The organism is Mesorhizobium sp. M0601, from assembly GCF_040320845.1.
Classification (GTDB): Bacteria; Pseudomonadota; Alphaproteobacteria; order Rhizobiales; family Rhizobiaceae; genus Mesorhizobium.
In genome coordinates this window covers 64,971-78,704 of record NZ_JAMYQK010000032.1, presented here as the reverse complement: position 1 = coordinate 78,704, position 13,734 = coordinate 64,971, and the positions used below count along the sequence as shown (strand labels likewise).

Below are 13,734 nucleotides of genomic sequence, written 5' to 3'. Positions count from 1 at the left end.
TAACTTCGCTCGTAAGGGCGACCTTAAGAGCGCAGCCTCGCTACCGTGCCGTCCTCTCGCAAGGCGGCCTTCGCCGGAGGGTATCGAAGTATGCGCACGTCTTGTCGTTGCCGACGCAACTGTCGACCAGAATGGTGTGGTGGCCGGTACGAACCAGAAAACTCTGGATGGGAAGAATAAGCCGGCCGGTTGCCGGCGATATCAATCGGGGCGTGAGCCAATGAAGATGCGGTTCGAGTGCTTCGTCGGTGCAGTCGGGGAACCATTCCGACGGCGTCCGCAGAGGCTCGCACATCTCCAGAATTCTGGTTACCCAGATATTCCCGATTCTCCAATCGTCCATTGATGCGATCCTTCTTCGATCGAGGACGGATCGCTAGATATAACATTTGCGGCAAGATGGCGTCAGACCTTTCTTCCGATAGGAAGACGGAGGCGCTCGCGATGTGGCCGCGCTTACGATCGGGTACCAATCGTTAGATCTTAACCACTAGAACCGTGCGTTGCCATAGATCTGTAGCGCCAGCGTGCAGATAGCAGCGATCGAGATCGGCACGCCGAAGGGGACGACGCCTTTGCGGTCCAGATGCTGAACGTAGAGGCGGAAGGCCCCTTCGGGCAGCATCAAGGGATTCTTCACGACTAACGCGGTCGCAAAGGCGAAGACCAGCAACAGCACGGAAAACACCAGGAGCCCGCCGCCGCCGATCAGAAACGAAACCACCGCCATCAGTTTGACATCGCCAGCGCCGACCTTGCGCATGGCCCACAACAAGAAAAGCGCCACGAACAGCAGTAGGCCGGCAACCGCGCTCAGGCCCATGTCCCACCACGACCCGCTGAGGATCGACATAACCTGCAGCGAACCCAGCCCAAGACACAAAAGCAGCAGCACGTCACGGTTAGATATTTTTTGGGTCGTGAAGTCGAGCCATGCAATCCTTGCCAGCAAAGGAACCGCTAGCCCCTTCATCAGCAGCGCTCCGGCAAGCAACATGCTAGCGCCTTACCGTTCGAGATTCTTCACGCTGGACGACAGGAGTCGCAAATTGTTGCCGACGGTCGGGTCATTGGGAGCCAGTTCGTATGCTTTGAGGAAATTACTGCGCGCGTCCTGCAGCTTGCCGCGCAGCAGATAGGAATAGCCGACATTGTTGTAATATTCGGGCGTTGGCCCAATGAGCCGGAAGGCCTGGCCATAGGCCCTGTCGGCGAGATCGAAGCGGTGGATGCGGTCGCTGCAGGCGGCGAGGCCCAGCCATGCGGCACCGTCGTTGGGGGCGAGTTGCGTCGCCTTGTAGAACAGGGCGCCCGCATTGCCATAATTTTCCGAGCGGAACTGGTTCTTGGCTTCGGCAACGGCTTGGTCGGAGGCATAATATTCGACGTCGCTGACCGTCTTCAGTCCGTCGAAGGCATCGCCGAAGGCAGTAAGCTCCACTTTCGCCGGCTCGTTAGTGCGGACGACCCCCGTTGGGTCCGTCGCAGTCGACTGACAACCGGAAAGCACGACAACCAGCAAACTGGCAGCGGCAACGAGGCACATTGGCCTTTTCATTTTATCCCCCAGGGATCTTGCCGATCCCGTCCCCTGACCAAAGCACATCCCTGTCTAGAAGAAAATGCCCTTCATTCGAATGATCACCGGAAGCATCACGACCATCATCACAACAGGAAAGATGCATAGCCCCAGCGGTATCATCATCTTGACAGGCAAAGCATTGGCGCGTTCCTCGGCGAAGAGAATTCTTTGTCCCCGCATTTCGTCGCTGTAGACGCGCAAGGCGTCCGTCAAACTGGTACCGAGCTCTTCCGATTGACGGAACAGCACAGCCAGCGCGCGCGCCTCCTCCAGTCCAACGCGGTCGGATAATTCGCGCAGGGCCTCGCGCAACGGCTTGCCCGCGCGCAACTGAAGATTCATGATTGCGAGTTGGATGCCGAGCCATCTATGGGTGCCAGCCAGTTCGCTGCCGACACGCTCGACAGCCGCTTCGAGGCTCATGCCGGCATCGGCACAGGTGATCATCATGTCCATGAAATCCGGAAAGCCGCGACGATATATCTGTTTTTGTCCCTTTTCGAACCGATCGAGAGCGATGCTCGGAATCACGATGCATCCCAGCCCAAGCAGGGCAGAGCCTGCAAAGGCGACAAGACCGGGAAGTTCGGGTGGCAACATCCGCGACAGGAGCGCATACGTCACGGAAAAGCCAAGACAGACCGCGCCAAGGCGTGACAGAGTATAGATCAATGGCGCGCTTGACTGATAGAAGCCGGCGCGAAAGAGTTTTGCGTCCAGCGCGCTGGGCTCGTCACGTTCCTTTTCGATCGATCTGAAATAGGCGTCGACCGGCCGCTGTGCTGAAATCTTGGCCAGTTCTTCCTGGCCCAAAAGCGAGCGGCGGTTGGGAATGCCCTCTGCCAGCAGGCTTTGCGCAACCAGTTTCCTCGTCTGCAGCGCCGGCAAGACGACGAGCGCGCCCACCAGAAACAGCGCTACGGCCGCCAGGAAGACGGCGATGGACACCAGAAGGCTCAGATCCTGGGTCACAACTTCTATAGCTCCGATCGCTCAAAAATCGAAATTGACCATACGGTACATGATGAAGTCGCCGAGCAGCGCCCAGAACCCGAAAACCAAGAACACCGGCATGATCAACGGGCTGCCCCATACATCACCGTAGTAGCTGGGGGCTAGGCCCGTGAGGATGGCGAGCATCAAAAGAGGAAACAGGGAAATGATCCACGCGGACATTCGCCCCTCGGCAGAGAGCGCCCTAATCTTCAACCTGAGTTTCTGCCTTTCGCGCAGCACCACTGAGAGATTCGACAGAATTTCGGTAAGGTTGCCGCCGGTCTTGGCCTGAATCGACAGCGACACCGACAGCAAATGCAGACCTTCGAAACCGACGCGCTGCGAGAGTTTTCGCACCGCGTTTTCAAGGCTGAGGCCAAAGGTGATCTCGTCGGAAACAATGCCGAATTCGGTGCCCAGCGGATCAGGCATTTCTCGTGCGACAAGGCTTATAGCCACGGAAGTCGGATGACCGGCACGCAGCGAACGCACGATCATCTCAAGGGCATCCGGCAATTGCTTGGCGAATTTCTGGATTCGCCTGGCGCGCGCGCGGCGGAGAACCAGAAACGGCAGGAGGAATACGATGAGCAGAAAGATGATAAACGAAGCCACGGCGGAGAAGTGCAGCAGGAACGCAAATACCAGTGCCAGGGCCAGTCCACCGAGAGCAAATGTCGCGACGAACGACAGGGGATTTCCGGTAACGCCGGATTGCGTGTACAGCCTGTTCAGGCCAACCGCATTGAAAAGAAAGTCGCCCGAGCTGGTAAGCCCACGTTCTTGCAGCAATCGCTGCAAGGTCTGTTCGGCCGGAGCGTCGTCGGCGAGCCGCTTCAGTCGACGGTTGATCGTGCTGACCGTTGAGCGCCGCTTGGAGTAAGTCACATACAGAGCCTCGGCCGCGAGGATGAGCGACGCAGCCGCCAGTACATAGATGAAGTAGAGCAATGTCTGGCCGGTCAACATTAGAGCGGGACCTGTGGGTTGAACGCGTCCTTGGCGAACTGATGGCCAAGGGTCGCCGCTTCCTGGGCAAAGCGCGGACGAATGCCGGTCGCCCGAAATTCACCAACGATCTGGCCCTCGGCAGTCACATCGCGGCGGACGAAATGGTAAAGTTCCTGAACCTGTACGACATTGCCTTCCATACCGGTGAGTTCTGATATGGAAACAACCCGCCTTCCACCATCGGAAAGCCGTTGCGTCTGCACAATGATGTCGATGGCCGAGGCAATCTGAGCCCGTATTGAATCGTGGCTCATCGGCATGCCGGCCATACCGACCATCTGTTCCAATCGCGATATCGCATCTCGGGGCGTGTTGGCATGAATGGTGGTCATTGAACCTTCATGGCCGGTGTTCATAGCCTGCAGCATGTCGAAGGCTTCCTCGCCGCGCACCTCGCCGACGATGATGCGATCCGGCCGCATGCGAAGCGCATTTTTTAGCAATTCGCGCTGGCGAACTTCGCCCTTTCCCTCAACATTGGGCGGACGCGTCTCGAGACGGCCCACATGCGGCTGCTGCAGTTGCAGTTCCGCTGCGTCCTCGATGGTGATCAGGCGCTCCCTGGCTGGGATGTAGCTCGACAGGGCATTGAGCAGGGTCGTCTTGCCGCTGCCTGTGCCGCCCGAAACCAGGATCGACTTGCGGGCCTGCACGGCAATGCGCAACAGGTCGACCATCGGTTGCCGGATCGAATTAAACGCCATCAGACGTTCGAGCGAATAGGGGTTCTTGGAGAACTTGCGAATCGAGACCAGCGGGCCATCCACCGAGATCGGCCGCACAGCTATATTGACTCGCGACCCATCTTCCAGCCGCGCATCGACCATTGGCGCCGATTCATCGACGCGCCGGCCGATAGCCGAGACGATCTTGTTGATGACACGTAGCAGATGGGCTTCATCGCGAAAGCGGATCGCCGTCTCCTCTATGACTCCACGCCGCTCGATGAAGACTCGCTTATGGGTGTTGATCAGAATATCGGAAATCGAATCATCCTTGAGCAAGGGCTCGATCGGACCCAGCCCGAGCATCTCGTCAGCGGTGTCGCTGGTCAATTGGTCAAGTTCGCGGGCGTTAAGCGGCACGTTGCGAGCACGAACGAATTCCCGCACTATGGGGCGGATCTCGTTCAGGATTTCCTCCTTGGACGCACTTTCAAGGGCCGTCAGGTTGAAGCGATCAATCAAGTGGCGGTGGAGCTCGACCTTGAGCGTAAGGAAATCGTCCCCCGGCGATTCGAATTCCGCAGAACGGGACAGTACGGGGACTGCCGGCACGATCGGATCAAGCTTCGGCTCGACCCGCGGCTCGCTTGGCCCTTTCGTGAATCGGCCCAGCATTTTGCGCTACCCCTTTGGACACGCCTTGGGGGGAATACCCCCGCAAGACGGCAGGCACCGAGCACGTTCCCGAACTCAATACTTCTTGCATGTTTAACATCCAGGTCGAAAAAACATCTCATCTATTCGAACGAGGCGTCCGGCCGTAAATATACAAGGGCCCTGCCAAAACATCGCCCTGCGTCTTTTTGGCCATGATGGCCCTTACGGGCTCTGGCAAGCCCTTGGATATAATGGCATATGCCCATCTGCTAATATCGCCTCGCTTCTGCCGCAGACGGGGCGAAATTGTGAACGGATGGTCAAAGACGGGCGAAAAGCAGGCAGAATCAACGTCTTGCTGCAGAGAGACCTCGAAACGATATTACCATTTCAGGCATAGCACAGGTATAAATAAGTTTAAGAACCATTAGCATATTTGACTCTGCTTTTTATCGGCCCCTAGGATTAGGTCGACGGAGGATGCTCAGGTATGCGATTTCATCCTTGGCTCGTCTCGTCAGGGTTTGAACCCCAAAGGGAGAAATTGGCATGAAAAAGCTCATGACGATGACCCGGCAGTTCCGCGACGACGAACACGGCGCCGCCATGGTCGAATATACCATCCTGCTCGGCATCATCACCGTGGCGGTGATCGCCACGATCATTCTTGTCGGTGGCTGGGTCAGCACCCAATGGACGGGGCTTTACGCGTTGTTGCCGTGATAGCTTAGTCCTATCATCGACGCCGGGGAGGTCCCCGGCGTCGATCCAGGTGGTGGGTGAACGGAGTCTGGCGGGAAAAGAAAGTGCGTGCAAACACTGTCATCATGATCGTTCTCGCCGGCGTATTCGGCGTGCTCGCAGTGGTTCTCGCCAATATCTGGCTGACCAGCCAACGCAGCGCTATGGCGAAGACGGACGTGCCGCGCGATACCGTCGTGGTGGCGGCCGTATCTTTGAAATTCGGCGACACGCTGTCGGCCGACAAGCTGCGTGAAATCACATGGCCGGCGGGCGCGGTTCCGGCCGGGGCTTTCAAGACGACAAAAGATCTACTCGCTGGCGAAGGCACAAAGCAGGCGCTGCAGGCGATCGGCGCCAATGAACCCGTTCTCGCCACCAAGATTACCGGCCCCGGCCAGCGCGCCACGCTTTCGGCGGTGCTCGGCGAAGGCATGAAAGCTGTTTCCATCAGAGTCAACGATGTGCTCGGCGTCGCAGGATTCGTTTTCCCAGGTGATCGGGTCGATGTGCTCCTGACGCGCACCGTGCGCAACCCTGGAGATGCAGACCAGAGTTTCGTCGACGTGCTGTTGCAGAGCATGAAGGTGCTCGCCGTCGACCAGGTCGCCGATGAAAGCACCGACAGCCCGACGGTGGTGAAATCGGTGACTGTCGAGGCTAGCACCAAGGACGCCCAGAAGCTGACGCTGGCCGCCGGCGCCGGCCAGTTGTCGCTCGCGCTTCGCCAGGCAGCCGCCGGCAAGGACGAGATCACCCAACGCATCACGCTTTCCGACCTGACCGGCGAAACGCCGGCCGATGTCGCAGCCAGGCAGGCCGAACTCGCCAGGCAGGCGACGGCCGATGCTGCTGCGGCAGCCGAGCGCAAGCGCGCGGACGACAAGATCAATGGCCTGACTCGGGCCGTCGAACAGGTCGGAAACCGGCTCGACGACTTGAGCAAAGCAAAGCCTGCTCCGGCCGTGACCTCGGCACCCGAAGCGCAAGAGGTCGTTAAGGAAGTGATCAAATATGTGCAGCCGGAGCCGTCAGCCCGTGCGACTATCGGCGTTTTTCGGGGCGTGAAGCTCGAAAAATATGACGTGCCGCGACAAAGATAACTCTGGTATGTTGAGATAAAGAGCGTCCGAAGGGCCGCCAAAGGGGGGAATGTAGATGCGAACGGTCCGGGAAACACTGGCAGCCGCCGCGCTGGCCTGTTCGGTGATATTACTGCCGATCGGCCTTGAGGCTACGGCAGCCGATCGCCGTATCGACGTGTCGAACCCCAAGGTCCATCGTGTCTTCCTGCCCATGTCGCAATCGCTGACGATTGAGGTGAATGCCACTCTTGGCGATATCGTCGTCGCCGACGAGAAGATCGCAGATGCCCAGCCGATGACCGACAAGACGCTCTACGTCATTGCCAAGGGCGCCGGTACCACAACCGTCAATCTCTTTTCCGAAGACAAGCGCTCGCTTGGCGTAATCCAGATCGAGGTCGGCGTCGACGTCAACGATATGGCGCAGGCAATTCGGCAGGTAGCGCCTAGATCGCGGATCGATATCGGCTCGGTCAATGGCAAGGTCCGGCTCGGCGGGCATGTGAAGGACGGCGCGACGCTGGCGTCGATCCTGGAAGTGGCCCAGCAATACGGTCCCGACGCGATTATCAATGCCGTTACCGTTGATGACAGCCAGCAAGTGAATCTGGAAGTGCGCGTGCTCGAGGCCAAGCGCAATGCCGGTCGCGACCTTGGTGTGTCGATCAGGAGCACGAACAACAGCGGAACGACCCGAACTGGAACGGGCATTGCCGCCGTCGATGAAGATAACGTGGTGCTCGGACCGGGCGGTCTGCTCACTGGCCTGCTCTCGAACACCAATCCGTTCGCGGCGCTGATCACGCGCGTCATCGACAGCAACATCAAGGTCGATCTGATCATCGAGGCGCTTGAGGCAAAGGGTGTCGTGCGCATGTTGGCCGAGCCCAATCTCACCACGCTTTCCGGCGAGCCGGCCAGCTTCAACGCCGGCGGTGAAGTACCCATCCGCAGCCTCGACAGGGACGGCCAGATCAACATTGTGTACAAGCAGTTCGGCGTGAATCTGCAGTTCACGCCGATCGTGCTCAACGACGACAAGATCCATATCAAGCTAGCGCCGGAGGTAAGCGACCTGAACGGCTTCACGCCGGCTGGCGACCCGATCTTCACCACCCGCAAGCTGGCGACCGTCGTCGAGTTGCGCGACGGCCAGAGTTTCGCAGTCGGCGGGCTCTTGTCCAGCAAGAATACCAAAATCCAGAGGCAGGTGCCATGGCTGGGCCAAGTGCCGATCGTCGGCGCGCTGTTCCACAATTCAAGCAATCAGAAGGAAGAGACCGAACTGGTCGTCATCGTCACCCCGCATATCGTGCGCCCGGCGAAACCCGGCGAGCAACTGGCGACCCCATTCGACAAGACACGGCCGGCCAACGACCCGGAGTTTTTCGTGCTCGGCCAACTGGAAGTAACCAAGGACATGGTGCGCAAATATGAACTGGGCGAAGGCGTCGTCGGCCCCTATGGCCACATGCTCGACCTGAAATCCAAGGACAAGATGATCTATGTCAAGAAATAGGGTGTTGATCATGCTTTTGTGTGCCAGCGGGCTGGCGGGCTGCGCCGACTATCTAAACCGCTACGACACGGTGACACTGGCCGCAGGCGACACCCAGAAATACAATTCGCTTCTGCAGACGGTCGATCCGCTCAATCCGGCGTCGAAAAAGACCGCCATTGAAGGGGATGGCGCGCGCGCTGCTGCTCTTGCCCAGAGTTACAAATTTCCACCGCCACCACCGCCGCCGCCGGCCATCACGGTCAATGTCGGGACGCCGCAAGACAAGGCGGATTGAACAGAAGGATCAGCGCGTCAGGTAAACAAGGAATCCCGGCGTCCAGGAGCAAAAAGAGCAAGGCCATGCTGCGTATTATTCGCGCGTTCTGGCACGATCAGAGGGGAATAGCGCTGATACTGGTAAGCGTCATGCTGCCGGCGATCATCGGATTTTCTCTGCTGGTGATCGACATGAGCCGGCTCAACAATCTGCATAACGATCTACAGAAGGGGGCTGATGCGTTTGCCCTGGCAGGCGCGGCTGAGCTGGATGGGACGTCGGACTCCATCAGCCGTGCTGATAGGGCGATCGCCACGCTGGTACGCAATCGATACACCTTCTCGACCGCCGGCCCTCCTCAAACGCTCGCTTCCGCCGGAGTAACACGCCGATATCTTCGCTCATTGCCGGCCACCGACAATCTCCCGATTGTGCCGGCCAATGTGATCACCGACGAGCTGAATGACGCCAAACTTGCCCGTTTTGTTGAAGTCACTGTAGCCCCGGTCGGGTTTGCTGCAATCTTCCCGGCTTCCTTCTTGTCACCCAGCGCCAGCAACAATTTCAATGTCGGTGCAGTCGCTGTGGCGGGCTTCACTTCCGGCGTGTGCGATTTCACGCCGGTCTTTATGTGCAACCCTTACGAGACGGTGAACGGGACGAATGCAGCGGGCGGATTCACACTTGAGCAGGCCGTCTCCAACCCGGCTGTACATCGTCGACTGATCGAACTGAGGAAGGTCGGAAATGGGGCTGCCGCTGGCCCTGGTAACTTCGGCTTCCTCGAACCTCCGGCCGGTGTGGGGAACGGTGCTCAAGCCCTCGCTCAGACGATTGCAACATCAAGGCCGATTGGTTGCTACAGTTCCGCCAACGTTAGCACGAAAACTGGCCAGAACGCCGGCCCAGTGCAAGACGCCTTCAATGTTCGTTTCGGCATTGCAGCCAGCGGCAACCATTTCAATAGTGCTGAATACGGTCCAGCCGCGAACGTCCGCAAAGGGGCAATCAAGACCCGAGGAAGCGCAAACCAATGTCCTTCCATGAACCAACTTTCATTCACCCAAGCTGGAACAATGGGCCTTCCACGCGACGCGACCACTCCATACCTCGGCGGCCGAATGGGCGATGGAAATTGGAATTTCTCTGGTTACTGGAGCACCAACTTTGGTTCCGCTGCCTACCCCTCTTCATGGAATACGACCAAGCCGACGCGCTATCAGGTCTACCGCTACGAGATATCAGCCGGGTTGGTAGGCATGGCGTCGACTGGTGGAGAGATCGGAACCCCGTCGGCAACTTGCCAACCCCCTGTCACGACGGTTGACCGTCGGTTGATTTACGGTGCGATCCTGAACTGCAATGCACTCCAAGCTGCCGGCAGCGATCTGTCCGGCCACAGCACGGATCTGCCGGTGGAAGCTTTTGGAAGCTTTTTACTGACTGAACCGGTTGCGTCGGCATCGGAAGACGCATCCGTGATGGTTGAATTGGTAGACATTACTGGGGGTGGCGGCCAGGGCACGCTAGACAATTTCCTCCGCGACGAAGCTCAGCTTTACCGGTGATGGCGATGATTGGAATGCTATTGCGTCATCTCGATAGATTTCGATGCGATCAACGCGGTGCAGTGCTCATCGAAATGACGCTGATCACGCCGCTGATGCTGATTTTGGCGGGTGGCGTGTTCGAGTTCGGCAATCTGATTCACGAAAAACTCTTGATGGAGGCCGGACTTTCAGATGCAAGCCGCTTCGCCGCGCGCTGCAACAGCCAATTGTATACACAAGCCGGGCTTGCGGCGATCAACTGCGCCGACATCGCTGCAAACATCGCCGTGTTCGGCAATGCCGCGGGAACAGGCAGTGCACGCGTCAGCGGCTGGCAGAAATCGAATGTGACGGTGACAATCGCCGCCTCCGGTTCCTGCCATGACGCTGTGGTTGCCGGCGTCGCGCAATATCGATCAACCACCGCGCAGGTCTGTATCGTCAGGGCTGCGGGTACCTTGGCGTACGGCGGGGTCGGCATGCTATCGATCATCGGCATCGGCCCGATCACGTTGAACGGCTCTCACGAGGAGCGGCTGATCCGGTTCTGACCATGTTCAAGCGTTTTGCGGATTCGGACGACGGCGCGGCGATGGTCGAAATGACCATCGTTTCGACGCTGCTGTTTGCCCTTGTCCTCGGTTTCATCGATTTCGGTCACGCCTTCTACCAATGGAACGCTGCTACCAAGGCGGTCCAACTCGGCGCCCGGCTGGCCTCGATTTCAGACCCAATTGCGACGGCTCTTGCAACTGCGGCGCCGACGACGACACCGGGTGCGCCAGTCGTTGCCGCGGCATATGGCCCCTTCGTCTGCAGATATACTGCTGGCACAGGAGCTTGCACCAACGGCGGCACATTCAATGCCGCCAACTTCAGCCGTATCTTCCGCGGGGACACGGCAAACACCAACGATGATGCCTGTCCCCCACTCGCAGCAAATCAACGGCCCGGGATGTGCCATTTCTTTCCGCGCTTGCGCCGCGATAACGTGGTGGTCACCTACAGCGCCACTGGCTTGAGCTATCAGACCCGGCTGGGCGGACCGGTGCCAACAATCACCGTAAGTCTTCAAAACGTGACCTTTCAGTTCTTCTTTCTGCAAGGGCTGATGGGCTTTGCGAACCTCACCATGCCGTCGATGCTAAGCACGGTTACGGGCGAAGACCTGAAGAGCACATCACCATGAACGCCATCAACACGAAGGTTCTCCCAACCAAACGAAAGCAGGTCGCCCTGTTCTCGTCTGATTCGCAGTTCAAGCATGACGTGGCGACGCGGCTCGATGCGCTGGCGATTTATGACGTCCGGATTTCCGAAACGGATGATTTTCTCAAAGGCCCGACCCCCGACACGCGGCCGGGCATCGTAATCCTCGACCTTGCCATTGGCGAACTGCTTGGCAAGCCTGGCATTGTCGAGGCGCGCGCCCTGTGGGCGGCCGTGCCGCTGATTGCGGTTTCCGACGAACTGACCTCTGAACAGACGCGCGTCCTGGTGCGAATGAACGCCTCGGACTGGCTGCACAAACCACTTGATGCCAAGGAGCTTCTGAACGCGGTCACCTTCCACGACACCGGCAACCAGGGCACCAAGAGCCGCATCATCACCTTTATCGGCGCTAGCGGCGGCGCCGGCGCTACGACGCTCGCTTTGTCAGCGGCGGAGTTCCTGGCCTCGAAATCCACCGAACGTGCAGCTTCGACCTGCCTCGTCGACCTCGATTTCCAAAGCGCCAATTGTGGCGCCTATCTCAACCTCTTCAACCAGTTCGACCTTGCCGGCATCATCGGCCAGCCGGAACGGCTCGATGTCGAACTGATGGATGTCATCAAGCTCTCGCGCCCGTCCGGCCTGACGCTGTACGCCTTCGAAAGGCCGCAACTGCCATTCGAGCCGCAGGGCGCGGATTTCGTGTTCCGGCTGCTGGACCTCGTCGCCTATCGCTTCGATGACATCGTCATCGACCTGCCCAACATCGAAACTCCCTGGCAGAATCCTGTGCTTTCCACGAGCGACGCGATCTTCATCGTGTTCGAGCTCAACGTCGCCTCGCTGCGACAGGGCAAGCGGCTCTACAAGAAGATCCGCGATTTGCGCGGCAATTCGGTGAACATCACGCTGGTCGCCAACAAGCACAAGAGCAAATGGTTCGGCAATCACTTTTCGCGCGGCGAACTCGAAAAGATATTCAAGGTACCGCACATCAAATCGGTTGCCTTGGACAATGCGCTGCTGACCGATGCGCTGAACCGAGCCATCATGCCTTCCGAAGTGGACGGGCGGGCACGCTTCAACAAGGATCTGAAGCGGATGTTCAAAGAGCGGCTCGATGACACTGCCCGGTAGATATCGCTTCGTTCCAACGCTTGCGGGCGCCTGCATCATGGGCCTGGCATTGGCGGCATCGTCCTGGGACTGCGCCCATGCCCGATCCGGGCTATCGGACCAGCCGCCGCTGCCAGCCATGGGCGCCAGCCTGCGCAAGTTCGTTTTTTTCCAAACCGCGGAACAGCCGGGCACGATCATTATCCGCAAGCAGGAGAAGGCGCTCTATCTTGTGACCCGAGAGGGTGAGGCGCTGCGCTATCAAATCAGCGTCGGGCGTGACGGATTTGGCTGGACCGGCACCGTGGAAGTGGGGGCGAAGACCGAATGGCCGGAATGGCGCCCACCGAGAGAAATGCGCGCGCGCCAGCCGGAGCTGCCGGAGATGGTGCCGGCCGGTCCCTACAATCCGCTCGGCGCACGGGCGCTCTACTTATCCCGAGACGGGCACGACACGCTTTATCGCATACACGGCACCAACGACCCTTCAGGCGTTGGCTTCGACGGCACATCGGGATGCTTTCGTCTTACCAACACCGATGTGATCGATCTTTTCAGGCGCGTCTCGGTCGGTGCAAAGGTGGTGATCCAATGACGATGATTAGCGACCCGGACATGCCGGCGATCGACATTGGGCCGGCGACCCAAGCTATAGAGCAAGTTGTCGCTGGGAAACCGAGCAATGCCAGGATGATCGGGGTTGTTGCTGCAGGCACCTTGCTGATCACAGCCGCAAATTTAATAGCCGCGGTCTATCTCTTCCGCGGCATCAACGACCTGCGCTCTGTCGAAGGGAGGCTGGAACAGCTCGGATCGTTCGAGCAACGGATTGCGGCCCGGCTCGACATGGTCAATAACGGCTTTCAAAGCCGGTTCGAAAAACTGGACAATCAACTGCAGGGTAGCTTCAGCCAGATCAACGGCAGCATTGCTCGGATAGAACAGAACTTGCCGCTGGCTACCGTGGCGGAGCCTTTTGTTGAGACGACCAGCGCCACGGCGGAGCCGGTCAGCGATCTCGATGGTGAAGAAGCGACCGAACGCAGTATCGTCGAAGCACCACGCCCGCCCAAAAGGAAGATCGCAGCAGCGGTGCCCCCTGCCCCAAGCTCCTCCTACCGGCGCATAGAGCAGCCTGACGGCAAGGTCTATTACCGCAAGATCGATTAGAAGCGGGGTAAGGGGGCGTGGAGAATGCTTGCCAGAGAAGATCGTCCGCCGCTTTGCGCGTCGGCGTCCATATTCGGCGCTTTTCGTCGTTTTTGTCGGGTGGACGACGGTGCCTTCGTCCAGCCTGGTGCTCGTGGCTGACATCGTGCCAACCCACGAAACCTTGCTGAT

At 58.8% G+C, this 13,734-nt stretch carries 15 protein-coding genes; 10 read left to right on the top strand and 5 right to left on the bottom strand.

What is annotated here, in order from left to right; genetic code table 11:
- Nucleotides 1-490: 490 nt before the first annotated feature.
- Genes NKI41_RS24345 through NKI41_RS24325 form a run of 5 tightly spaced genes read right to left on the bottom strand, consistent with a single transcriptional unit; the run spans nt 491 to nt 4,929 of the window.
- Entirely contained in the window at nt 491-997 is a 507-nt protein-coding gene (locus NKI41_RS24345; RefSeq protein WP_352472991.1) for a prepilin peptidase, read from the bottom strand.
- 9 nt (nt 998-1,006) lie between these two features.
- The gene (locus NKI41_RS24340; protein ID WP_352472992.1) at nt 1,007-1,558 is read right to left on the bottom strand and encodes a tetratricopeptide repeat protein; all 552 of its coding nucleotides are present in this window, start codon (nt 1,556-1,558) and stop codon (nt 1,007-1,009) included.
- 54 nt (nt 1,559-1,612) lie between these two features.
- Nucleotides 1,613-2,530: a type II secretion system F family protein gene (locus tag NKI41_RS24335; protein WP_502898822.1), complete on the bottom strand. Its 918-nt coding sequence runs from the start codon at nt 2,528-2,530 to the stop codon at nt 1,613-1,615.
- Between the two features lie 45 nt (nt 2,531-2,575).
- Nucleotides 2,576-3,547: a type II secretion system F family protein gene (locus NKI41_RS24330; RefSeq protein ID WP_352472993.1), complete on the bottom strand. Its 972-nt coding sequence runs from the start codon at nt 3,545-3,547 to the stop codon at nt 2,576-2,578.
- On the bottom strand, nt 3,547-4,929 hold the full coding sequence (locus NKI41_RS24325; protein WP_352472994.1) for a TadA family conjugal transfer-associated ATPase: 1,383 nt from the start codon (nt 4,927-4,929) through the stop codon (nt 3,547-3,549). The genes NKI41_RS24330 and NKI41_RS24325 overlap by 1 nt, the downstream gene beginning before the upstream one ends.
- 531 nt (nt 4,930-5,460) lie before the next feature.
- On the opposite strand from NKI41_RS24325, the gene NKI41_RS24320 reads away from it, so the two are divergent.
- The 10 genes from NKI41_RS24320 (at nt 5,461) to NKI41_RS24275 (ending at nt 13,563) form a co-directional block, all read left to right on the top strand.
- Nucleotides 5,461-5,634 (top strand): Flp family type IVb pilin, encoded by a 174-nt coding sequence (locus tag NKI41_RS24320; protein ID WP_352472996.1) that lies wholly within the window; start codon nt 5,461-5,463, stop codon nt 5,632-5,634.
- A gap of 83 nt (nt 5,635-5,717) precedes the next feature.
- Nucleotides 5,718-6,755, top strand: a complete 1,038-nt coding sequence (gene cpaB / locus NKI41_RS24315; RefSeq protein WP_352502861.1) for a Flp pilus assembly protein CpaB — start codon at nt 5,718-5,720, stop codon at nt 6,753-6,755.
- 55 nt (nt 6,756-6,810) lie between these two features.
- Nucleotides 6,811-8,256, top strand: a complete 1,446-nt coding sequence (locus NKI41_RS24310) for a type II and III secretion system protein family protein (protein ID WP_352472998.1) — start codon at nt 6,811-6,813, stop codon at nt 8,254-8,256.
- 10 nt (nt 8,257-8,266) lie between these two features.
- Entirely contained in the window at nt 8,267-8,533 is a 267-nt protein-coding gene (locus tag NKI41_RS24305) for a hypothetical protein (RefSeq protein WP_352685432.1), read from the top strand.
- The gene (locus NKI41_RS24300) at nt 8,530-10,083 is read left to right on the top strand and encodes a TadE/TadG family type IV pilus assembly protein (RefSeq protein WP_352502862.1); all 1,554 of its coding nucleotides are present in this window, start codon (nt 8,530-8,532) and stop codon (nt 10,081-10,083) included. The genes NKI41_RS24305 and NKI41_RS24300 overlap by 4 nt, the downstream gene beginning before the upstream one ends.
- Nucleotides 10,083-10,616, top strand: coding sequence for a TadE/TadG family type IV pilus assembly protein (locus NKI41_RS24295; RefSeq protein ID WP_352685437.1), 534 nt, complete (start codon nt 10,083-10,085; stop codon nt 10,614-10,616). Before NKI41_RS24300 ends, NKI41_RS24295 begins: the two co-directional genes overlap by 1 nt.
- A gap of 2 nt (nt 10,617-10,618) precedes the next feature.
- Nucleotides 10,619-11,254 (top strand): TadE/TadG family type IV pilus assembly protein, encoded by a 636-nt coding sequence (locus NKI41_RS24290; protein ID WP_352473002.1) that lies wholly within the window; start codon nt 10,619-10,621, stop codon nt 11,252-11,254.
- On the top strand, nt 11,251-12,414 hold the full coding sequence (locus NKI41_RS24285; protein ID WP_352502863.1) for a CpaE/TadZ family protein: 1,164 nt from the start codon (nt 11,251-11,253) through the stop codon (nt 12,412-12,414). Before NKI41_RS24290 ends, NKI41_RS24285 begins: the two co-directional genes overlap by 4 nt.
- Nucleotides 12,398-12,988, top strand: coding sequence for a L,D-transpeptidase (locus NKI41_RS24280; protein ID WP_352685431.1), 591 nt, complete (start codon nt 12,398-12,400; stop codon nt 12,986-12,988). Before NKI41_RS24285 ends, NKI41_RS24280 begins: the two co-directional genes overlap by 17 nt.
- Nucleotides 12,985-13,563 (top strand): hypothetical protein, encoded by a 579-nt coding sequence (locus NKI41_RS24275; RefSeq protein WP_352473006.1) that lies wholly within the window; start codon nt 12,985-12,987, stop codon nt 13,561-13,563. The genes NKI41_RS24280 and NKI41_RS24275 overlap by 4 nt, the downstream gene beginning before the upstream one ends.
- The last annotated feature ends 171 nt before the right edge of the window (nt 13,564-13,734 follow it).

What these genes read in the sequence shown, in the direction of transcription:
- NKI41_RS24275 (WP_352473006.1), top strand. Translation starts at nt 12,985, where the DNA reads ATGACGATGATTAGCGACCCGGACATGCCGGCGATCGACATTGGGCCG.
- NKI41_RS24280 (WP_352685431.1), top strand. Translation starts at nt 12,398, where the DNA reads ATGACACTGCCCGGTAGATATCGCTTCGTTCCAACGCTTGCGGGCGCC.
- NKI41_RS24285 (WP_352502863.1), top strand. Translation starts at nt 11,251, where the DNA reads ATGAACGCCATCAACACGAAGGTTCTCCCAACCAAACGAAAGCAGGTC.
- NKI41_RS24340 (WP_352472992.1), bottom strand. Translation starts at nt 1,558, where the DNA reads ATGAAAAGGCCAATGTGCCTCGTTGCCGCTGCCAGTTTGCTGGTTGTC.
- NKI41_RS24305 (WP_352685432.1), top strand. Translation starts at nt 8,267, where the DNA reads ATGCTTTTGTGTGCCAGCGGGCTGGCGGGCTGCGCCGACTATCTAAAC.
- NKI41_RS24345 (WP_352472991.1), bottom strand. Translation starts at nt 997, where the DNA reads ATGTTGCTTGCCGGAGCGCTGCTGATGAAGGGGCTAGCGGTTCCTTTG.
- NKI41_RS24295 (WP_352685437.1), top strand. Translation starts at nt 10,083, where the DNA reads ATGGCGATGATTGGAATGCTATTGCGTCATCTCGATAGATTTCGATGC.
- NKI41_RS24290 (WP_352473002.1), top strand. Translation starts at nt 10,619, where the DNA reads ATGTTCAAGCGTTTTGCGGATTCGGACGACGGCGCGGCGATGGTCGAA.
- NKI41_RS24325 (WP_352472994.1), bottom strand. Translation starts at nt 4,929, where the DNA reads ATGCTGGGCCGATTCACGAAAGGGCCAAGCGAGCCGCGGGTCGAGCCG.
- NKI41_RS24310 (WP_352472998.1), top strand. Translation starts at nt 6,811, where the DNA reads ATGCGAACGGTCCGGGAAACACTGGCAGCCGCCGCGCTGGCCTGTTCG.
- NKI41_RS24320 (WP_352472996.1), top strand. Translation starts at nt 5,461, where the DNA reads ATGAAAAAGCTCATGACGATGACCCGGCAGTTCCGCGACGACGAACAC.
- NKI41_RS24330 (WP_352472993.1), bottom strand. Translation starts at nt 3,547, where the DNA reads ATGTTGACCGGCCAGACATTGCTCTACTTCATCTATGTACTGGCGGCT.